Below are 22,042 nucleotides of genomic sequence, written 5' to 3' on the forward strand. Positions count from 1 at the left end.
GCTACCTCAAGCCGTCCTACGGCCCGCCGGTGCCCGCCGAGGAGCGCGCCGAGACCTCGACCGGGCAGCTTTTGATCATGCTGGCCAAGTACGTGCTGCCGCCGATGGCGCTGATCCTGGGCGTGCTGGGGGCGCTGTTCACCGGGGTGGCCACCGCCACCGAGGCCTCGGCCATCGGCGTGGCCATCGCCTTCCTGCTGTTCCTGATCTTCGGTGACCGCAAGCTCAAGACCTGCTTTCACACCCTGATCGATGCCAGCAAGACCACCACCATGGTGATGCTGGTGCTGGTCGGCGCCACCGCCTTCACCGGGGTGTTCTCCCGCGGCGGCGGCATGACCGTGATCAGCGACCTGGTGCTGGCGATGCCCGGCGGCACCACCGGGGCGCTGATCCTGATGTTGTTCCTGGTGTTCCTGCTGGGGATGTTCCTCGACTGGACCGGCATCGTGCTGCTGAGCTTTCCGATCATGCTGCCGATCGTCAGCCAGATGGGCGTGGACGTGCTGTGGTTCGTGGTGATGGTGGCGGTGGTGCTGCAGACCTCGTTCCTCACCCCGCCGTTCGGCTACGCCTTGTTCTACTTGAAAGGGGTGGCGCCCAAGGGGGTCGAGATCGTCGACCTGTACCGGGCGGTGGTGCCCTTCTGTGCACTGATCGTGCTGGCCTGCGTGCTGATGGCTTTCTTCCCGGTGCTGGTGACGGGGCTGCCGTCGCTCATGCTTGGTTATTGAATCGCCACCCTGCCTGACCTTGGCGCCCGCATCCCCGGATGCGGGCGCTTTTCATTGATATCGGTCAGCTGCAGGCAAATGCGACAACTGATATCATTTCCAATCGTGACCACCTCGCATTACCGCGACACCGAGCCAGCCAGTCAAGGAGTTCCGCTTGTTCCGTTCCACCGCTACCGGGCTTGCCTCGATCACTCGTCGCATGAGCCCCTGGACACTCCTGATCCTCAGCGTTGCCTTCGTCGTCGCCCTGCCGGTGATAGTGGTGCTGGCCCACATCGTCATGCCCACCGAGGGGGTCTGGCAGCATTTGGCCAGCACGGTGCTGGGGCGCTACGTGAGCAATACCCTCTACCTCACCGTCACGGTGGGCCTCGGCACCATGATCATCGGTACCGGCACCGCCTGGCTGGTAGTGATGTGCCGCTTCCCGGGGCGGCGGATCTTCGAATGGGCGCTGCTGCTGCCGCTGGCCGTGCCCACCTACGTGATCGCCTACGCCTATACCGATTTCCTGCAGTATGCCGGCCCCTTGCAGAGCTGGCTGCGCGAGGTGTTCGAGTGGGGCCGCGGCGACTACTACTTCCCTAACATTCGCTCGTTGGGCGGCGCCGCCACGCTGATCACACTGGTGCTCTACCCCTACGTCTACCTGCTGGCGCGGGCCGCCTTCCTCGAGCAGTCGGTGTGCGTACTCGACGTCGGCCGCACGCTGGGGCGCGGCCCGTGGAACCTGTTCGCCACCGTGGCCGTGCCGCTGGCGCGTCCGGCCATCGTCGGCGGCGTCTCGCTGGTGTTGATGGAAACCCTGAACGAGTTCGGCGCGGTGCAGTTCTTCGGTGTCGACACCTTCACCACCGGCATCTACCGCACCTGGTTCGGCCTCGGTGAACAGGTGGCCGCCGCCCAACTGGCCGCCTGCCTGCTGCTGTTCGTGTTCCTACTGATCCTGCTGGAGCGATGGTCGCGGGGCAAACGCCAGTATTTCCATACCACCAACCGCTATCAGCAGTTGCCGGAGTACCGGCTGCACGGCTGGCGTGCCGCAGCGGCCTTCGCCGCCTGTGCCCTGCCGGTGCTGATCGGCTTTCTCATTCCCAGCGGTCTGCTGGCACAGATGGCCATTACGTCCGGCGATGCCCTTTGGGGCACACGCTTCCTCGGCTTTGCCTGGAATAGCCTGAAGCTGGCGGTGATCGCCTCGTTGATCGCGGTAGGACTGGCGGTGATACTCAGCTACGGCGTGCGCCTACACGACAGCCCGCTGACGCGTATCGCCACGCGGATCGCCTCGATGGGCTATGCCATCCCGGGCTCGGTGATTGCCGTCGGCATCCTGATTCCCTTCGCCTGGCTCGACAAGAGCATCAACACATGGCTGCACGCCCACTACGGCATGATCGTCGGCCTGATCTTCAGCGGCACGGCATTTATCCTGGTCTACGCCTATGTGGTGCGCTTCCTGGCAGTTTCGTTCAACACCGTGGAGGCGAGCCTGGGCAAGGTGACACCAAGCATGGATGCCGCGGCACGCACCCTGGGTCAAACCCCGGCCGGCACACTCAAGCGCGTGCATACGCCGATCATGCGCGGCAGTCTGTTCGCGGCTGGCATCCTGGTGTTCGTGGACATCATGAAGGAGCTGCCGGCGACCATCATCCTGCGCCCCTTCAACTTCGATACCCTGGCGGTAAGGGCCTACAGCCTGGCCTCTGACGAGAGGCTAGCCGAGGCCTCGACCGCCTCTCTGGCGATCGTGGCCGTCGGCATCATCCCAGTGGTGCTACTGAGCATGGCCATGCGCCACTCTCGCCCCGGGTCAGGCAAGCGCTGAGGGAAAGACGAAGACCTGCGACAGGTCGAGGTGAATATCCACCCGCTGCCCTTCGGCGGGCAGAAATACCCCGGGCACCCGGGCATGCAGGTGGGCTTCACTGCCGTCCTCGCCGTGGGCACAGATATGCAGCAAGCTGCTGCGCCCCAACAGCTTGGACATGACCACGTGGCTGTAGCGGTGCTCCGGGGCCGGTTCGAAGTGTTCGGTGATGCGCAGCGCCTCGGGCCTAATCATCACCTGCGCCTGGCTCCCCTCGGGCAGCCAGCCGGCCTCCACTGGCCCCACCGGCGTCATCACCCGACCGCCGTGCACCTCGCCCTGTAATTCGTTCACCTCACCGAAGAAGGCCACCACGAAGGGGTCGCAGGGCGCACAGTAGAGCTCCCGCGGCGTCCCCACCTGAACGATGCGACCATCGCGCATCAGCGCAATGCGGTCGGCCATGAACATGGCCTCCTCGGGATCGTGGGTCACCAGCAGGGTGGCTGCGCCGACTTTCTTGAGTACGTGCAAGGTGTCGTCGCGGATGCGGTCGCGCAGGCGCGCATCGAGGCTGGAGAAAGGCTCGTCGAGCAGCATCAGCTGCGGTGAAGGCGCCAGGGCACGCGCCAGCGCCACGCGCTGCTGCTGCCCGCCGGAGAGCATGTGTGGATAGGAGTCGGCATAGCTCTCCATGCCCAGTTGCTCGAGCAGGGTCAGGGCACGCTCACGACGCTGGTGCGGCGGCTCACCCTTGAGCCCGAAGGTTACGTTCTCCAGCACCGTAAGATGGGGAAACAGCGCCGAGTCCTGGAAGGCCAGGCCGACGTTGCGTTTCTCCGGCGGCACATGCCTGCCCTTGGGCACTGCTATCTCGCCGCCGTTGAGCGTCACGCGCCCCTGCTGCAGCACTTCGAGGCCTGCGGCGATACGCAGCAGCGTTGTCTTGCCGCAGCCCGATGGCCCCAGCAGGCAGACGACCTCACCGGGCATCACGTCGAGGTCGACGCCTCGCACGGCGGCCAGACCGTCGAATGTATGATGGACGCCCTCCATGCTCAGCACGGCGGGCTGGCGATAGGGGGTGTGCCCTAGTGCAGTGGGCTTCGATTGGCTAGTCATAGGTGCGACTTGGTCAAGGAAGTTGTAGGACATATCGTACCCGAAATGTCCAGCGAACGCGTTTGAAATTTACTCTCATTCGTCTTCATTTCTTCGCTCCCCTTGCCTCTGGTCAGAACTGCAGCACATCGTGAACAAGCAATGGGCGAAACGGGTTGACGACGCATACGCGAAGCGTTTCAATGGAAATGAACTGAATGCAACGTATTATCGTTCAAAACCACCTGGCTTTTGAGGTCCGCATCATGTCCCAGCGTAACCGTGCCGTCGCTCCGCTTGCCGCCCTGCTGGCCGGCTCGGCCTTTGCCACCACCGTAGCAGCCGACGAGGTCAACCTCTACTCGGCTCGCCATTACGACGTCGATGAGCAGCTCTATCAGGCCTTCACCGACGAGACCGGTATCAAGGTCAATCTGCTGGAAGGCAATTCCGACGAGCTCATCGAGCGCATTCAGCGTGAGGGTATTGCCAGCCCCGCCGACGTGATGATCACCGTGGATGCTGGCCGTCTATGGCGCGCCGAGCAGGAGGGCATCTTCCAGGCTATCGAGTCCGACGTGCTCGCCGAGCGCCTGCCGGATTCCATGCGCCACCCGGAAGGCATGTGGTTCGGCTTCAGCCAGCGCGTGCGGGCAATCTTCTACAACCCGGAAAACGTCGACCCCAGCGAGATCACCTCCTACGAGGATCTGACCGACCCGCGCTGGGAGGGTGAAATCTGCATTCGCTCTTCCAACAACATCTACAACCAGTCGTTGCTGGCGGCCATGATCGACCACCATGGCGCCGAAGAGGCCGAGGCCTGGGCTCAGGGCATCGTCAACAACCTGGCGCGCCAGCCCGAGGGCGGTGACACCGACCAGATCCGCGCCGTCGCTGCCGGCGAGTGCGACCTGGCCGTGGCCAACCACTACTACTACGTTCGCCTGCTCAACTCCGACAGCGAAACCGACCGCAACGTTGCCGAAAGCGTGGGTATCCTGTTCCCCAATCAGGACGACCGCGGTATTCACGTCAACGTCGGCGGCGCGGGCGTCGTCGCCACCTCGCCGAACCGCGACAACGCCATCCGCTTCCTCGAGTTCCTGGCTTCCGACACCGCTCAGGAGTTCTTCGCCGCTGGCAACTACGAGTATCCGGTCGTTGATGGCGTGAACATGGACGAGACACTGAAGTCTTGGGGCGAGCTGAACAAGGACGACCTGAACATCAGCGTGCTGGGTGAGAACAACCCGGAAGCGGTACGGATCTTTGATCGCGTCGGCTGGCGCTAAGCCTTAGCCAGCAAGCCCGAAACGAAAACGCCACCGCAGCCGCGGTGGCGTTTTTGATTGTGTATCTCGGAAACGCTGAACAAATCGACGAGCGAGATGAAGCGGCTAGGTTCGTTCCCGACGAACCAACGCACTTCCCACATCCCTGTGGGTCGCAAGGCGCACGGAGCACAGTACCGAGCGAAGCGACAAACAGCCGTAGGCTGGCCCCGAAGGGGCGAGAAGCCGAAGGCTTAGAGTCAACCGGAGCCTATGGGGTATAGGTGAGGATTCCGACGGTCCGACGGTCCGACGCTTCGGCACCGCGCAACGCAGCGATTCGCTCGCGCAGGCATTTGTGCAGTGTTTCCCTAGTGGGCTTCGTCCCAATTGACTCCACTCTCGGCTTCGACGATCAGCGGCACGCTGAGCTCGGCGGCGGCCTGCATGCGCGCCTTCACCTCGCCGATGAACTCGTCGACCTGCCCTTCGCCGACCTCGAATACCAGTTCGTCGTGGACCTGCATGACCATGCAGGCGTCGAAGGCGCTCTCCTGCAGCCAGCCGTCGACCTCGATCATGGCGCGCTTGATGATGTCCGCCGCGGTGCCCTGCATCGGCGCGTTGATAGCGGTACGCTCGGCGGCCTGGCGTCGGGCGTGGTTCTGGGCGCGGATCTCGGGCAGATAGAGCCGCCTCCCGAACACGGTTTCGACGAAGCCGTCGTCGGCGGCCTGGGCACGGATACGCTCCATGTAGCGGGCCACGCCGGGGTAGCGGTCGAAGTAGCGGTCGATGTAAGTCTGCGCCTGGCTGCGCTCGATGTGCAGCTGCTTGGAGAGCCCCCAGGCGCTCATGCCGTAGATCAGCCCGAAGTTGATCGCCTTGGCGCTGCGGCGCTGCTCGCCCGAGACCTTCTCCAGCGCCACGCCGAATACCTCGGCGGCAGTGGCGGTGTGGATGTCGCGCCCCTCGGCAAAGGCGGTGAGCAGCCCCTGGTCTTCTGATAGATGCGCCATGATGCGCAGCTCGATCTGCGAGTAGTCGGCGGCGACGATGCGATAGCCGGGCCGGGCGATGAAGGCCTGACGGATCTTGCGCCCCTCCTCGGTGCGGATCGGAATGTTCTGCAGGTTGGGATCGGACGAGGAGAGCCGGCCGGTGGCGGCGACCGCCTGATGGTAGCTGGTGTGCAGCCGCCCGGTGCGCTTGTTGACCAGCCGCGGCAGCTTGTCGGTGTAGGTCGACTTGAGCTTGGCCAGGCCGCGATGCTCCATGATCACCTTGGGCAGCGGGTAATCAAGCGCCAGCTCCTCGAGCACGGCCTCGGCGGTGGATGGCGCGCCCTTGGGCGTCTTCTTGAGCACCGGGATCTTCTGCTCCTCGAACAGGATCTCGCCGAGCTGCTTGGGCGAGCCGAGGTTGAACTCGCGCCCGGCCAGCTCGAAGGCACGGGTTTCGAGTTCGCCGATGCGCGCTTCGAGCTCCTGGCTCTGGGCGTGCAGACGCGCGGCGTCGATCGCCACCCCGGTACGCTCGATGCGCGACAGCACCGGGATCAGCGGCCGCTCGATGGTGTCCAGCACCTCGGCCAGGCGCCCCTCGGCCTCGATGCGCGGCCGCAGCTCACAGTGCAGGCGCAGGGTCACGTCGACGTCCTCGCAGGCGTAGGGCACGGCCTGCTCCAGGTCGATCTGGTTGAAGGTGAGCTGCTTGGCGCCCTTGCCGGCGATCTCCTCGAAGCTCACCGTCTTCTGGCCCAGGTATTTCAGCGCCAGCGAATCCATGTCGTGACGAGTGGCGGTGGAATTGAGCACGTAGGATTCGAGCATGGTGTCGGTGAGCGGCCCGCGCACCCGGATGTCGTAGTTGGCCAGCACCGAAATGTCATATTTGAGGTTCTGGCCGATCTTGCCGCGGCAGGGGTCCTCCAGCAGCGGCTTGAGGGCGGCGAGCACCGCGGCCCGGTCGAGCTGCTCGGGCACGTCGAGGTAGTCGTGGGCCAGCGGCACGTAAGCCGCCTCGCCGGGCTCCAGTGCCAGCCCCACGCCGACGATCTCGGCGTCCATGTAGTTGAGGCTGTTGGTCTCGAGATCGAAGCAGAAGGCCTCGCAGGCGCCGAGCCGGCTCAGCCACTCGTCGAGTTCGGCCTGGGTCAGGATCGTGTGGTTCTTGCACGCCGTCACGCTGGCCGACGGCGCCTCCGGGTCGAGGTTGCCCGCCGCGGCGGTACCGGCGACTCCAGCGCCACGCTCGACGTCATCGACGCCCTCGTCCTTGCCCGACAGCAGCTCGGAGAGCCAGGCCTTGAACTCGAGCTCGGTGTAGAGCTGCTTGAGCGCCTCGCGGTCGGGGTGAGCGATGTCGAGATCGTCGAGGCCCACCGGTAGCTCGCAGTCGGTCTTGATGGTAGCCAGCTGGTAGGAGAGATAAGCCATCTCGCGGTGCTCTTCGAGCTTCTTGGGCAACGTCTTGGCCCCGCGAATGTCGAGGGTCTTGACCCTCTCCAGGTCGGCGTAGATGGCATCGAGCCCGCCGCCCATGCCCTGCAGCAGGCCCAGGGCGGTCTTCTCGCCCACCCCCGGTACCCCGGGGATGTTGTCGACCTTGTCGCCCATCAGCGCCAGGAAGTCGATGATCAGCGCCGGCGGCAGGCCAAACTTGGCCTCGACCCCGGCCTCGTCGAGGGTCTCGTCCTTCATGGTGTTGACCAGGGTGATGTGCGAGTTCACTAACTGCGCCATGTCCTTGTCGCCGGTGGAGATCACCGCGTCGCGGCCGGCCTCGGTGGCCAGCCGCGCCAGGGTGCCGATGACGTCGTCAGCCTCGACGCCTTCGACGCACAGCAGCGGCAGGCCGAGGGCGCGCACGCAGGCGTAGAGCGGCTCCACCTGGCTGCGCAGGTCGTCGGGCATCGGCGGACGCTGGGCCTTGTACGCTTCGAACAGTTCATCGCGGAAGGTCTTGCCCTTGGCATCGAAGACCACTGCCATGGGGCTGTCCGGATAATCCTTGATCAACCGTTTGAGCATGTTGAGCACGCCCTTGACGGCGCCGGTGGGCTGACCCGTAGAGGTGGTCAGCGGCGGCAGGGCGTGGAAGGCACGGTAGAGATAGGACGAACCGTCGACGAGAACGATGGGCGTGTCGGCCATGAATCGGGCATCCGTTGAGTCTGTGCAAGAAAATGTGATTCTGATCAGCCATGATACGCATTGCGCGCCGCTTTTGCCGCCATCGTTGGGATCGCGCTGTCCAACGTCATACACTATGGTTAGCCATTCGATGGATTAGCCAGTTGATGGGTTAGCCATTCGGTGGCAACGACTGTCGCAAGCGGTCTTTCGGAGGCCAACATGAACGCTCTTCGTTTCCTGGCTGTTGCACTGCTTTCTCTCGGCCTCGGCCTGGCAGCGGCTACGCCGAGCTTGGCCCAGTCCGCCAACGTCGAACCCGACATCACCATTCGCCAGGAAGCGGATCAGACCATCCGCGAATACCGGGTGAACGGCCAGCTCTACGCCATCGAGATCCGCCCCAGCCGGGGCCCCAGCTACTTTTTGGTCGACCACGACGGCGACGGCAACTTCGAGCGCCAGGAGGGCGACCGCATCGCCGTGCCGCAGTGGGTGCTGCGTCGCTTCTAGCGGCCGAGCCGACCCTTGCACCGGGTGAATGTCGGAACCTGTCCAGCAGACGTGCATCACAGTGCCAAGACGCTACAATAGGCGGCTTGGCAACCTGGGCGAGAGACACATGGCCGTATTCACCCCGTTGAGCGACGCACAGGTCGCAGAGTTTCTCAGGCGTTTCGATGTCGGCGAGCTGGTGTCCCTGACAGGGGTCGCCGGCGGTACCGAGAACAGTACCTTCTTCGTCACCACCGACCGCCACGAGCTGGTGCTGACCCTGTTCGAGCAGGGCGAGCATGAGGAGCTGCCGTTCTTCGTCGAGCTGCTCGACTACCTGGACGAGCATCGCCTGCCGGTGCCGGGCCCGGTACACGACCGCGAAGGCATCGCCCTGCACAGCCTGGCCGGCAAGCCTTCGCTGCTGTTTCCGCGTCTGCCCGGCCGCCATCCGATGTCACCCAATCTGGCCCAGTGCCGCGCCCTGGGCGACGCGCTGGGGCGCATGCACACGGTGTCCCAGCACTTTCCCGGCCATCGTCCCAACCCACGCGACCTGAACTGGCTGACGGCCATGCACCACAGGGTGCTGGGCTACCTCTCGCCCGAGGATCAGACCCTGATGAAGGACGAGGTGGAGATCTACCAGGGCGTGTTCGGCGATGCCCCCGAACTGCCCCACGGGGCGCTGCATGGCGACCTGTTCCGCGACAATACCCTGTTCGAGGGCGACCGCCTCGGCGGTATCATCGATTTCTACAACGGCTGCACGGGCGATCTGCTGTTCGATCTGGCCATCGTCATCAACGACTGGGCCTCCGGCCCCGATGGCCGCCTGGACCGCGCCCGCCACGACGCCATCATCAGCGCCTACCAGGCTCGCCGCCCCCTCACCGCCGCCGAACGCGAGGTGTGGCCGACGATGCTGCGCATGACCGCGCTGCGCTACTGGCTGTCACGTCTGCTGGTGGTCTACGTCGACCCACCGGCCCACGACCTGACGCCCCACGACCCGGCGCAGTTCCATACCATTCTCACGGCACGCCTGAACCACGGCGCTCTGCCCCTGCCTGAAGCGAGCGATACATGAGCCTATCCATGGGAGCAGCCTCCGGTCCCGCCCAGCGCGCGCGCCGCACCTGGAACATCGACCAGTGGGGCAGCGGATACTTCGACGTCGACGACGCCGGCCATGCCCTGGTGCGCCCTCTCGGCAGCGAGGCCGAAGGCCCCGCCCTGCCGCTGGCACCGCTGGTGGACCAGCTGCGCGAGGCCGACCTGCGCCTGCCGGTGCTGGTCCGCTTCAGCGACATCCTGCACGACCGCGTCGAGCAGCTGTGTGAAGCCTTCGACCTGGCCATGCGCGAGGAGGAGTATCAAGGCGGCTACACCGCCGTCTATCCGATCAAGGTCAATCAGCAGCGTCGCGTGGTCGAGGAGATACTGGCCACCCGCGAACGCGGCCATGGCCGGGTCGGCCTCGAGGCCGGCAGCAAGCCGGAACTGCTCGCCGTGCTGGCGCTTTCCGCCGACGGCCCTTCGCTGATCGTGTGCAACGGCTACAAGGACCGCGAGTACATCCGCCTGGCATTGATGGGCGAGAAACTCGGCCATCGGGTCTACCTGGTGGTGGAGAAGTTCTCCGAGCTGCCGCTGATCCTGGAGGAGGCCGAGCGCCTCGGCGTCACCCCGCGCATCGGCCTGCGCGCGCGCCTGGCCTCGGTGGGCATGGGCAAGTGGCAGGACACCGGCGGCGAGAAATCCAAGTTCGGTCTCACCGCCGCCCAGATGCTGGCGGTGGTGGAACGCCTGCGCGAAGCCGACTCGCTCGGCAGCCTGCAGCTGGTGCACTTCCACCTGGGCTCGCAGATCGCCAACATCCGCGACATTCAGGTCGGCCTGCGCGAGTGTGCGCGCTTCTACCAGAGCCTGCTGGCGCTGGGCGCACCGATCGACACCGTCGACGTCGGCGGCGGACTGGGCATCGACTACGAAGGCACCCGTTCGCGCAGCTTCTGCTCGATCAACTACTCCATGCGCGAGTACGCGCGTAATGTGGTCAGCGCCTTCGCCCAGGCCTGCAACGAGGCGGAAATCCCCCACCCGCATCTGATCAGCGAATCGGGCCGTGCCCTCACCGCCCACCACGCGGTGCTGATCACCAACGTGATCGGCGAGGAGCGGGTCAACGATGAGGCGCCGGAGCGCCTGGCCGAGGACGACCCTCAGCTCGACGAGCTGTGGCGCGTGCACGACCTGCTCAACGGCTCGGTGGAGCCGCGCGAGCTGGTGGAGGCATGGCACGACCTGCTGCAGGCCATGAGCGAGATGCATGACCGCTTTCTCATGGGGCTGGCCGACATCACCGTGCGCGCCGAGGCCGAAGGGGTCTACTTCGCTGCCTGTGCGCGCCTGCGCGAGCGGCTCGACAGCCGCAACCGCGCCCACCGCGAGATCATCGACGAACTGGCCGAGAAGCTCGCCGACAAGCTGTTCGTCAACTTCTCGCTGTTCCAGTCGGTGCCCGACGTGTGGGGGATCGATCAGATCTTCCCGGTGCTGCCGCTGACCGGGCTCAACCGCGAGCCCAGCCGCCGCGGCGTGATCCAGGACATCACCTGCGACAGCGACGGCCGCATCGACGGCTACGTCGACGGCCAGGGGGTGGAGACGACCCTGCCACTGCCCGAGTGGCGTGACGACGAGGAGCGCCTGCTGGGCTTCTTCCTGGTCGGTGCCTACCAGGAGATCCTCGGCGACCTGCACAACCTGTTCGGCGACACCGACTCCGTCGACGCTGCCCTGGACGACAACGGCGAGTGGGTGCTGAGCCACGCCCAGCAGGGCGACCGCGTCTCCGACGTGCTGGCCTACGTCAACTTCGATGCCAAGGTGCTGCGCGACCGCCTGGCCGGCCAGTTGGCCGACAGCGGGCTGCCGGCAGAGGAGCAGGAGCACTTCCTCGACGACCTCTCCGCCGGCCTGCAGGGCTACACCTATCTCGAGTAACGCTGGGCTTGAGTAGCGCTGGGCTCGACTCGAAAAGACACGACGCCCCCGCGGCCAGGCCGCGGGGGCGTCGTCGTTCGGAACCTGCGTACCGGCCGGGGCGGGACCTTACTCGACGACCTGAGCCGTCACCTCAAGGCCCCCGGTGAGGGTCATGCGCAGCTTGGCGCCGCGCGGCAGCTCGCCGACGCCCTCTGGGGTACCGGTGATGATCACGTCGCCCGGCTCGAGGGTGAAGTGACGGCTCATCTCTGCCACCAGGGTGGGTACCGGGAACAGCATGTCGGAACCCTCGCCGTGCTGGCGCAGCTCGCCGTCGATCTCCAGCTCGAAGGTCAGCGCATTCCAGTTCGGCGCACGGCTGAGCGGCAGGAAGGCGGACAGCGGACAGGCACCGTCGAACGACTTGGAAATCTCCCAGGGGTGGCCCTTCTCCTTCAGGCGGGTCTGCACGTCGCGCAGGGTCAGGTCCAGCGCCAGCCCGATGCCGACGATGGCACGCTCGGCCTCATCGGCGGTGGCATGGGACAGAGTCTCGCCGATCAGCAGTGCCAGCTCCGCCTCGTAGTGCACTTCGCCACGAGAGAAAGGCGGATCGAGGGGCTCGTCGAGGCTTACCGCACTGGTGGCCGGCTTGATGAACAGCAGCGGCTCGGTGGGTATCGGGTTGTCCAGCTCCTTGGCGTGATCGGCATAGTTGCGGCCAATGCATACGATCTTGCCCAGCGAATGGGGAAACTCCTGGCCATCGGTAAAACGGGGTACAAAGCGCATGGCGGGTCTTCTCCTTCTCGTTATGCGTGCCGCTTTTCAACGACAAGCCTCACAGTCTACCGCACCATGCGCTCCGTTCCACCCTGATGACGCTATCGAAACGATAGGCGTCAGTCCTGGGGAACCCACTGCTCGTCCGGCCCATGAGCCAGGAAGCTCGGCCGACGACGGCGGGCGGCAAAGGGCTCGACGCAGGCGTTGTCGCGCCGGTTGTAGACGAAGAATACGTTACTGCGCGGGTCCGGCGACATGTTGGCGTTGGAGCCGTGCAGAGTATTGCAGTCGAACAGCAGCAAGCCCCCGGCCGCCCCCTTGGGCGCCTCGATGCCGTGACGGGCGACCAGCTCGCGCAGCGCCTCGCGACCCGGCACGCCGAACTCCTGCCGCTTCAGCGACTGCCGATGGTGATCGTCCGGGGTCTCGCCCAGGCACGGTACGAACACCTTGTGCGAGCCCGGGATCAGCATCAGCGGGCCGTTGAACTCGTGATTGTCGGTCAGCACGATCGAAGCGCTCACCGCATGCATCGCCGGCATGCCGTCCTCGGCGTGCCAGGTCTCGAAGTCGGAGTGCCAGCTGAAGCCCTTGCCCTCGAAGCCCGGCTTGTAGTTGATGCGCGACTGGTGCACGTAGGCCTCGCCGCCGAGGATCTGACGCACCCGCCCGACGAGGCGCTCGTCGTGGGCCAGGCTGGCGAAGCGCTGCGACAGGAAATGCACCGCGAACAGCGAGCGGATCTCCTGGCTGTCGGGCTCGGTGATGCTGAAGTCACGGCCGCGGAAGTCGTCGCGGCTCATCAAGTCCGCCAGCTCCCGGCGCAGCTCATCAAGCTCCTCCCCGCTGATGAAATTGGGCTCGAAAAGAAAGCCCTTGCGTTCGAACTCGTCGAGCTGCGCCCGGCTCAGCGGCCCCTCGTCGGCGCTGCCGCGCACCACGCCCTCGCGGCGCTCCATCCAGAGGGTGTCCAGCGGCTTGTTCAGTCGGGTGGGATAGGCATCCTGCACCCGATTCGCTTCGCTGCGAAGCGGTGCCGTCATGGTATCGGTGACGGCGTAGTCGGTGGTCTGTTTCAGCTTACGGTTGGACGAAGTGTGCACTGTCATCCAATCACCTCCTGTGTATCCGTGATCAGGTTCAGTCCCAGCTCGTGCAACGGCGTGCAGCCGTGGTGGGTGGTCCCGGCAGGACCTTGCAGCAGTGATGTGGTGGCGGTGCGATGCGCTTTCAAGCGCAACGAAAAAACCGCCTCGATGGGCGGTTTCTCGTATCTGCTGGATTAGGCTCGCCTCCTACATCGTAGCTTATTGTGTCGCGCCCTCAGCTTTACCATAAGTGATAACATATAAGGGTTCAGGTAGTTCAACTATCGTATGCTCCTGAGCGCAGTCGTGTGGCAAGTCGGGATGTGTAGAGTCTTGACGAAACCAGTCCATATCTAGCTGCACCCCGCCCATCAGTACATGTCCACCCATAAGGGCTTGCAGCTTACACTCCGCATAGCTGACTGGAAAAAGGCAGAAATTACGGCAACTTAAACATTGCACTTGTGGTAAACTTAGATCTCCTGTAGGATAAGTCCACAGTCAGTTGTGGAAAAGCTAATTTCCAGAGTTGGCTGAGTGGTTTAAGGCACCGGATTGATACTCCGGCAAGGGTGAATTCCCTTCACTGGTTCGAATCCAGTACTCTCCGCCAAGCCCCCTTCAAGACTTTCCTGTTTCAGGGAGTTCTTGAAGGGGGCTTGATTGGTTTTAAATGGTGATGCCAATACTAGAGCCACCTGCCCTTCTGGGTTGACAACCTGCCGCATGGCGCCAGCCCAGACACACGAAGGCTTGGCCACTTATCATTCAGGGTATCGGCGCGCCTGAGCCCTAGGTAGCCTACAAGGACCTATCCATATCTATGCAACTCAGGAAGATGTCTTGGGGGTACTTCGGCATTGACCTTTGCATAGAGGACGAAGCTCTGCGCAGAGCGTGCGGTAGCTCAAGGAAGGCGTTCTTGTTGATGCTGATGGGCACCGATGCCCCATGCCGCGCGTCTGATGGTTAGTACCGACGTACCGTACAAGGAGCCCCGTCAATGAGAACCAAGGCCTAGTACCGCCCATGTTCGCCGATGTCCTCCACGCTCTCTGACTGTTATTGCCACTCAAGGCGAGCAGTGCACCCACTGGTAGCTTTCGATGCCGGCATGATAGTCAGCAAGGTCAGCCCGCTCGCAGCAGGGGCCGATAGATCCTAGCGCCCCAGCGAGGGGTTATTAAGCGTTCCCTGCAGAAGCATAGCGGACCAGGGTCTGGGATGATTGATGAGGTCGTTGGTTGACAGATTCTGGATATCGCCATATCTTTGGTTGACAAATCCCCCATCCAGCCAGGTATCGGGCATGAAAGCTAAGCATCCTTCGGATTTTTTCTCTGAGCTGAGCGAGGACCGCTTGGCCACCATTGCCGAGCTACTGCTCGATGTGCGTTTCAACACGACGAGAGAGATGACCTCGTCATACGATGACACCTACACACGAGAGTGTGCCATTTTTGGTAGATCAAAAAATGCTCTTATCGAGCTTTGCAAAAAGGAAGAGCATGATTGGCTAGAGCTGGCTAGCCCTGGGATGGATGTTACTTTTAGAATTGGAAATGTTCCTTGCCGGTTTTTTAGGGATGACCCTGAGTCCCCTGTGAAGCGAGGATTCTTTCGAAGAAACCAAGTTGATGATCTCTTTGCTGATGACGACGACATCCCAGTTATGTGGAGATTTGTCGTTGAACGCGCAATGACTGAAGAAGATGAAGATCGCGCATTCTTTATCGGCCTTAATATCTATCAGGAGAAAGTCTGCCAGTGGTCTTATAGCCCCACCGGACCCATTCTTCATTCTGTGGATACGGAAGTTCCGCCTACAGCGGAATTGCCACCGGCCAAAGTGGGGGTTCGTGGCGAAAGTGACCAGCGGGAAGAGAAGACCGATGATCACGATTCCCCAAGACTTAATGAAACTCAAAGAAAGTGACTGAGATGAATTTCGTCTTCGATGGAGCATCTATGAGGCTGGCCCGCGTATTTGGCGGGCTATCTCTTGAAGAAGTTGCAGAGAGAGTTGGAAAATCACGGCAATACTTACATAAACTAGAAACCAATCAGAGCAAGCCCACTGAGCAGCTTATGATTGGCCTTGCAGATGCCTTGGATGTTGAGGTGGATTTCTTTTTTCCAAAAGAACACCGCCTCAATGAAGAACAGTTTCACTTCAGGAAGTTACTCACCACAAAAGCCACTATAAAGCAAGTAGCTATTGCCCGTGGAGAAATGGTCAATTATTTGATCAACTTCTTAGAGAAAGAACTAAAGTTCCCCAACGTAAACATACCGTCCATAACTGACATCAAAAGTTATGACAGTATAGAACGTGCAGCCGAAATTTGCAGAAAAGAATGGGGGCTCGGCTCCTCCCCAATTGGCAACATGACCCGCCTAGCTGAAAACCTAGGGGCCATTGTCACCAATTTCAATGGTGTTTCAAAAGAAGTCGATGCACTTTCAGTAGCAGTGGAAAGGCCTTTTATTGTCAGAAACACAGCCAAAGAAAGTATTTGTCGACAACGATTTGACATCGCCCATGAGCTTGGCCACTTAGTGATGCATGAAGGAATTGTCACTGGAGACAGGGTAACAGAAAACCAAGCAAATAGATTTGCTAGCGCCTTGCTTATGCCCCGAGCAATGATGATAAAACTATTTCCAAGACCAAACGGAAAAAGGTTGGACTGGAAAGGAATGAGAGAATTTAAGCAAACCTGGAAAGTTAGCAAGGCTGCCATGCTGTACAGAGCAAGACAGCTAGACTTGATAAATGACGCCCAATACAAAACAGGGGTAATAACTCTTAAGAAATATGGCGAGGCTAATGGCGAGAAGGATGACTACTTGATTGCTGACGAACCACCGGAAGTTATTGAGAATGCCTTGAAGGTTCTTTTGGAAAAAAAAGGCATTGATGTCAGCAATATCGCCGCCTCACTGTCTGTTCGGCCGAAATTTTTTAAAGAAATAACTGGGCTTTCACTGCCTGACACTCGCCCCAAGCCAAACCTACGACTTGTAACATGAAGTCATTATCCATGACTTCCGCTCTCAATGCACGCCTCAGCCCCGCTTCCCGCGGGGCTGTTCTTTTAAAGATAGCTCGTAATATATTACGAGCCCGCATTAACGATCAGTAGACTCAAGCCTAATTCTTGCCCGACTTTTTCCTATTTTAAAGTTCAATTAGCTCACAAAAATATAAACAGGCACCAGAATGTGAGACCAAACCTACACCCAGCGTACACCTAGCATTAGGCAGAGGCCGGGCACACCCGGCATTAGCGGCGTAGGGTGTGCAGAAACCAGGGGGTATTACAATTCGACATCAAGTCCTTCGATCAGCTTAAGGACAAGATCGCCCGTGTCGTCATATTGGCAGTCATCATCGAGTTCTTTCGTGCTGTGGTCGACATACGCTTCCAGCCCCCGCTGGACGCCATATATCTCGCGCTGTAAGTGTTGGCCCTTGCGGGAGCCCTGTCTAATGAGCATGGCCCATCGCGACTGTCCGCCATCCCTACTCGAGCGCCTGCGTTAGCATGACTCGCCGGCATCCTCACGTAACAAAAGAGCGGCACGCCGGACATGCAAAACCACCTCAATGGGCGGTTTCTCGTATCTGAAAATCGCTGGTTTCCGATTCATCCGTTTTGGATGGTGCCGGCACCAGGAGTCGAGCCCGGGACCTACTGATTAAAAGAAATACAATTTCTCTTAGCAAAACCATACTGCTGGATAATTTATTTATACATACTATTGCTACCCAACAGATTAAAACAGCAACTTATTCTGCATGTTATACGCACACTCTATCCCCTTGCGAATATCAGATTATCAAGGGTGAATTTCATGAACGATTGCTATTACTGTGATGCGGACACGAGCTACTTACCACAACATTTTTTATATTTTAATCCTGAACCGCAAGGACACTTATCGTTTCTACCATATATTTTGTCCATGTTCCTATAGGGTTTATTACCCACAAGACCTGACACAGACCTATCCTTGTACTCAAAAACATGTTTAAGAATACAATCTTCTTCATGCAATTTTTTGGCCAGCTTTAACTCTTCACCTTTAAGAGGGCCATCAAATTCCGCCGCCAGGACGTCTTCAGATCGGCCAAGAACACCTTTGGTATCTGTGGATAAAACAACAACATTGGTTATATCTTGATGCAAAAATTTCGCAACCAATGCATATGCATGATTATAGCCTCCGCGCTCCTCTCTGTAATCTTCATACGATTGCCCTTCATCCATAGGAAGAAAAAGAAATACGTAAAGCAAATTATCGTTTTGAGGCGACCTCATAACTCTGGCACTGCGACGATTGTCTGGTACTGCCTGTAGCTTTTCTAGAAAAGCCCTAGCAAGAAAGCATCTGGAAACTCTGCACTCGGAAGCTAAAAAACGCACAGCCCTCTCATGAGAGTTAAATGGAAGATCCTGCCCAACACCTACCCTGCCCGCAAGAATGTTTTTTGAAAAACTTTCAATCAAAGAATCCCAAAACAAGCTATTCTCTTTAAAGAACCTCTCAAACTTTCCTTGAGTCTCTTCCTGATACTCATGCCACAAGCCTTCTTGCAGTATCAATGTACCCAGAGAAAGATGCTCTAGCTCCCCTATACTACCTGTCAAAGTTTTGTTAACCTGACGCTCCCTGTAATAGTGTGCTAGCACTTCCTCTTCACCAGAAGCTAGTGATAGCTGACCACTGATAATTGCATCGCTTTTTTCGTTCAAGTAATTAATGAAATCGTAAGCTGTATCCAACTCACCAAGAAGAAGGTCTAAAGAGCTCTCATCTAAAATATGAATGTACTTTTTATTAGGATACAGCCACCCCACATGAAAAGGCCTTTCCATACACATTTTTTCATCTAACGCATACACTTGCAAAAAGGAGGAAGAGCTATTACCGCCAAAATATCTCTCAGCATGAGGTATAGTATTACACGTAACCGCCACTAGGTTAAAATTTAAATCACCGCTTAAATCAATAGGAAATGGCGCATTGCACTTATCATCTAGATAAATTCTATCTGGGTATCGTTTGATCCAAGACTCAGCCCCATAGAGTTGTTTGCAAGATTTCACCACCGCCCTTTTAAACCACCGCTTCCACGCCACAGAAGTTTCAATATTGCTATTGAATTTTATATCCTTATCAGAAAAAAGTATGACATCATTACCAAACACCACTAGCAAATCGCATAGCTCCTCTCCCTTTCCAGATTTAGCTTTCCCTTCGTCTGTATAAACATTTGCGTAAGACCAAAGCTCAAAAAAACTAGCGCCCGCGAGCTTTGCAAGATATCTTTCCCTTAAAGTTCCACCCTTGTTTTTTAACGTTGGTTTAAGCAAAGAGGCACCATTCAATAGAAATAATAACATTAAGAATCTCTAGCTTCACGCCTGAAACAGAGCTCCAGTGTTATGCAGCTTAACAACAACCAAATGTATCTAGTAATTTCAAATTAAATAACAACGCCCAATACTTACCCTCTCAGCGTATAACTTACCATAAAAATACTCTGTGCGCCTTGGAGCAAAGCTTATACCAAAGCTTTATTAGGCAGCGAAGTCAACAAGCTGTCAATACGTTAACATAACTTTCTGATTTTCAGCGTTATACTTCGAACTAGATCCCCGCCGCTTCCGCCAATAAAGCAAGAGAATCAAGCACCTAAAGTTGCTTATTTCGTTTCATAGAGCATGGTTTGGTCAGCTTTTTGGGCACTCGAAAGGCCCGGCCGCTCATCGACCGTGCCTGATCCCGTTGCGCATCACTCCATGACGCATCTATCAGCCCAAAGGCGATTCCATGATCAATGCCGGCATCTACGACGGCGATCGGATCATCGTCGATCGATCACGCCGCGGGAGGCGACGTACAGGTGGTGACCGTCGACGGAGAGATAACCTGCAAACAGCTGGGCAAGATCGGCAGCCGCGGCCTGCCGATGCTACCCGAGCGCCGCCCGCTCATTGTTTCCCGCAGAGGCGACGCCCTGCGCAAGAGCAGCTTCGATTCTACTTGGCAGCGCTTCATACGCCTCGCCCTTGAAGACGAGACAATCATCGCAGAAGAACGCTTCGGCCTGCATGACCTCAAGCGCAACGAAAAAACCGCCTCGATGGGCGGTCGTGGTTGCTGCCGCTTTCCCAGCAGCCCTCTCCTTCTTGAGATTGGCGGAGCCCATGCTTCCGCTCATGACCGGGATGCCTCCTGGCCATGTGGGCTCAGTGCCAGACTCGCCGGCTGGAAACCAAGCGGTCGGGCCAGCAGGAGGTCAGGAAAGGTGGCAATGCGAGTATTGTAGAGTTCACATGACTTGAGGTGGGCATCGCGCAGGAAGGCCAAATAGTCCTCGGTCTCCCGCATGGTGTCCTGAAATTGTCGGACTACCGGCTCGGACATGAGCTCCGGATACGCTTCGCCACCTGAGATAATGCGCCGTTGCAGTGCTTGCTGCTGGCCCAGGACCCGCTCCAGGCCATCATCAGCACACGCCGGCATGCCTGCCCGCCGCAGCTCGGTCAACAGCACCAGCAACTCCCTTTCATGAGCCAGGTACCGCTTGACGATGCGTTCCAGCGGCGGGATCAGGTCGGCACGCTTCTGCAGCTGTGTGAAGATGTGCTGGCGTCTGGCCACGATGGCGTTACGCAGGTAGATCAGGTCATTGTAGTGAAGAGCTGCGGTTACCAGCAGCAAAAACAAGGGCACTCCCACCACCAGGGTCAGCAGGCCATCAGGGGTGACACTTCCCCTCAACGCCAGCAGTGCCGCCATACCGAAGAGAAATGTTGAGAAGCTGATGGCTATCCTGACAAAGGCGTTGGACGCCATGCGCAGCAGCATGGCGCCATCCGGCCGAGCGCTGATCAGGAATGGGGCATCCGGTTCGGCTCGGATCGCCAGTTCGGCGGAGCCCTCCGGATTGAGACCGGCATGGCCAACGACCGTTAGCCTGGCGCCTTCCTCGATCCACCAGGCGGTCACCTGCCTCTCCGGTGAGTGGCTGATACGTCGTTGAGCACGATGGTGGAAGTCGATATCGGCCTGTTCCGGATTCACCAATGCCCCCGCGCCGACGTCGCTTTCCCCCTTCAGCCGGAATGGAAGCGTCTCAAGCCTATCGCTGATGACTACCCACCGACGACTATTGCCGTAGCCACGCAGTTCCTCGACCAACTCCCGATAGACCAGTACATTCGGCTCACTCAGAGGTGTCTCCAGCGTTCCCGCCACGGCCTCGATGGTCCCTTGCTTCTTGGTCATTCCATAACTGAGCCGGCCTGAACGGTTCCACGGCAAGGCCTCGACAAGCCGTTTGATCAGGATGGCGCCCAGCCCGCTGCGAAACATCCAGTAGCTGACGAGAAAAGCGAGCACAGAGACCCCCAGTGTCATGAGAGTCGGCACGCTATCGAGGCGGTTACTTTCGCCCCTCCCGTTGGAGTCTCCGGCTATCGCTGCCAGCTCTCCTGCCGCTCGCCGATAGAGACGGCGATCGAGAACGCCGCTGGCGGTGGACGCCATCTGCGCCATCAGGTTAGCGACATCCTGCTGGTGCTCGGGCAGACGCCGATCTCCAAAAGCCTGAACTGCCGTATTTCGCTCATGAGCGATGATCATTGCCGCTTGCCAATCGCCAGCCAGGTGCCGGCCTCCCAGCGTCATCAGCTGAACCATCACGGCGCCGGACATCAGCAAGATGAAGATCCAGAAGCGGTGGATACCCATTCCTACCAGCACAAGGCCGGTTCCCATGGAAAGCGCCAGTACGGCAGCCCCCAGCTTGGCCAGAGCCTTGACCAGCGATTCGCCCCCAATGCTGCCGATATTCCGTACTGACACGTATGAGGGCATGGCGGGCGTGTGCGCCAGCCTCAGCATCCCCGTGTCAGGGTCGAACTCACCGATGGCTTGAAGATCCTGGGGGGCCGCAAGCAGCGCTCGCTCGGTGTAACGGCGGGTGGCTTCGCGGTATTGGTAAGTGAGGCGGAGGTCCCATTCTGCCAACTGAACCGCATCGACCGAGCGCACATGCCCATCCGCAGAGAAGGTTGCCGCAGTGTCCAACAAGACCGTGCCGCTTTGGTCACGTAGTGCGATCTTGTCGACGCCCTTCGTCCCCTCCTCTATCGTGCGCCATTGCTGAACGCCACCGACTCTGACTTGGCGCTCTTCCCGGTACTCGACCCACAGCACCCGGTCGCCGGAGTAAGGAGCCTCAACGTTCGACCCCGGCAGTGGCTCTACGCTACCTGCAACGCGATAGACGCCACCGGACATATGCATAAGAGGAGTGGTATTGAGACGCTCGAGCTTGCGTGCATCCGAGAGCCCATCGAGACCGACCCCACAGAGCCACCATGCCAAGCCGATCAGCAACGCGCCGATAGCTGCAGCAAAGGATCGATTGCGACGAGTGCTCACATCGGGCAAACGCGAAAGCCGGAGTTTCATGAGCCATCCCTAGAGCCCGGTGGGTACCACCGCAACCCTGCGGTAGCATCGAACTTCGGTAGCGGCGGCAATGATTGCTGCCAAGCAGCAAAAAACCGCCTCGATGGGCGGTTTCTCGTATCTGCAAGTC

Annotated in this window: 15 protein-coding genes; 8 read left to right on the forward strand and 7 right to left on the reverse strand. The window is 59.7% G+C overall.

Annotated elements, in window-relative coordinates; genetic code table 11:
- Both HOP58_RS21240 and HOP58_RS21245 read left to right on the forward strand, forming a co-directional pair.
- On the forward strand, window positions 1–734 hold a 734-nt coding region (locus HOP58_RS21240; RefSeq protein WP_234261587.1), incomplete at its 5' end, for a TRAP transporter large permease subunit.
- A gap of 202 nt (window positions 735–936) precedes the next feature.
- On the forward strand, window positions 937–2,568 hold the full coding sequence (locus HOP58_RS21245; protein ID WP_234261616.1) for an iron ABC transporter permease: 1,632 nt from the start codon (window positions 937–939) through the stop codon (window positions 2,566–2,568).
- On the opposite strand, the gene HOP58_RS21250 is transcribed toward HOP58_RS21245, so the two are convergent.
- Window positions 2,554–3,672, reverse strand: coding sequence for an ABC transporter ATP-binding protein (locus tag HOP58_RS21250; RefSeq protein ID WP_026038001.1), 1,119 nt, complete (start codon window positions 3,670–3,672; stop codon window positions 2,554–2,556). The two genes, HOP58_RS21245 and HOP58_RS21250, sit on opposite strands and share 15 nt — an antisense overlap.
- A 245-nt stretch (window positions 3,673–3,917) precedes the next feature.
- On the opposite strand from HOP58_RS21250, the gene HOP58_RS21255 reads away from it, so the two are divergent.
- On the forward strand, window positions 3,918–4,946 hold the full coding sequence (locus HOP58_RS21255) for a Fe(3+) ABC transporter substrate-binding protein (protein ID WP_026038000.1): 1,029 nt from the start codon (window positions 3,918–3,920) through the stop codon (window positions 4,944–4,946).
- Between the two features lie 350 nt (window positions 4,947–5,296).
- On the opposite strand, the gene polA is transcribed toward HOP58_RS21255, so the two are convergent.
- Complete coding sequence (gene polA / locus HOP58_RS21260; RefSeq protein ID WP_234261588.1) at window positions 5,297–8,080, reverse strand: DNA polymerase I; 2,784 nt, start codon at window positions 8,078–8,080, stop codon at window positions 5,297–5,299.
- A gap of 201 nt (window positions 8,081–8,281) precedes the next feature.
- On the opposite strand from polA, the gene HOP58_RS21265 reads away from it, so the two are divergent.
- The 3 genes from HOP58_RS21265 (at window position 8,282) to speA (ending at window position 11,563) form a co-directional block, all read left to right on the forward strand.
- The gene (locus HOP58_RS21265; RefSeq protein WP_010627443.1) at window positions 8,282–8,572 is read left to right on the forward strand and encodes a DUF2782 domain-containing protein; all 291 of its coding nucleotides are present in this window, start codon (window positions 8,282–8,284) and stop codon (window positions 8,570–8,572) included.
- A gap of 109 nt (window positions 8,573–8,681) precedes the next feature.
- Window positions 8,682–9,644 carry a homoserine kinase gene (locus HOP58_RS21270; protein ID WP_010627442.1) on the forward strand — a complete coding sequence of 321 codons (963 nt, stop codon included), beginning with the start codon at window positions 8,682–8,684 and terminating at the stop codon, window positions 9,642–9,644.
- Window positions 9,645–9,652: 8 nt separating this feature from the next.
- A complete protein-coding gene (gene speA / locus HOP58_RS21275) occupies window positions 9,653–11,563 on the forward strand; it encodes a biosynthetic arginine decarboxylase (protein ID WP_234261589.1) in 1,911 nt (636 codons plus the stop codon).
- Window positions 11,564–11,671: 108 nt separating this feature from the next.
- Here the strand turns inward: speA and HOP58_RS21280 are convergent, their stop codons facing one another.
- Together HOP58_RS21280 and thpD are read right to left on the reverse strand one after the other, a co-directional pair.
- Complete coding sequence (locus HOP58_RS21280; protein ID WP_234261590.1) at window positions 11,672–12,337, reverse strand: fumarylacetoacetate hydrolase family protein; 666 nt, start codon at window positions 12,335–12,337, stop codon at window positions 11,672–11,674.
- Between the two features lie 110 nt (window positions 12,338–12,447).
- Window positions 12,448–13,440: an ectoine hydroxylase gene (gene thpD / locus HOP58_RS21285; RefSeq protein ID WP_234261591.1), complete on the reverse strand. Its 993-nt coding sequence runs from the start codon at window positions 13,438–13,440 to the stop codon at window positions 12,448–12,450.
- Window positions 13,441–14,728: 1,288 nt separating this feature from the next.
- Between thpD and HOP58_RS21290 the strand changes: the two genes are divergently transcribed.
- On the forward strand, window positions 14,729–15,355 hold the full coding sequence (locus tag HOP58_RS21290; protein ID WP_234261593.1) for a hypothetical protein: 627 nt from the start codon (window positions 14,729–14,731) through the stop codon (window positions 15,353–15,355).
- Between the two features lie 5 nt (window positions 15,356–15,360).
- A complete protein-coding gene (locus tag HOP58_RS21295) occupies window positions 15,361–16,452 on the forward strand; it encodes an XRE family transcriptional regulator (protein WP_234261594.1) in 1,092 nt (363 codons plus the stop codon).
- Window positions 16,453–17,312: 860 nt separating this feature from the next.
- Here the strand turns inward: HOP58_RS21295 and HOP58_RS21300 are convergent.
- The 3 genes from HOP58_RS21300 to HOP58_RS21310 form a co-directional block, all read right to left on the reverse strand.
- A complete protein-coding gene (locus HOP58_RS21300) occupies window positions 17,313–18,830 on the reverse strand; it encodes an SEC-C metal-binding domain-containing protein (protein ID WP_234261595.1) in 1,518 nt (505 codons plus the stop codon).
- A 572-nt stretch (window positions 18,831–19,402) separates the two neighbouring features.
- A complete protein-coding gene (locus HOP58_RS21305; RefSeq protein ID WP_234261596.1) occupies window positions 19,403–19,651 on the reverse strand; it encodes a hypothetical protein in 249 nt (82 codons plus the stop codon).
- On the reverse strand, window positions 19,648–21,912 hold the full coding sequence (locus tag HOP58_RS21310) for a LemA family protein (RefSeq protein WP_234261597.1): 2,265 nt from the start codon (window positions 21,910–21,912) through the stop codon (window positions 19,648–19,650). Before HOP58_RS21310 ends, HOP58_RS21305 begins: the two co-directional genes overlap by 4 nt.
- Between the last annotated feature and the right edge of the window lie 130 nt (window positions 21,913–22,042).

The sequence above is a fragment of the Halomonas sp. MCCC 1A11062 genome (assembly GCF_021404355.1).
GTDB classification, from domain to species: Bacteria; Pseudomonadota; Gammaproteobacteria; order Pseudomonadales; family Halomonadaceae; genus Halomonas; species Halomonas aerodenitrificans.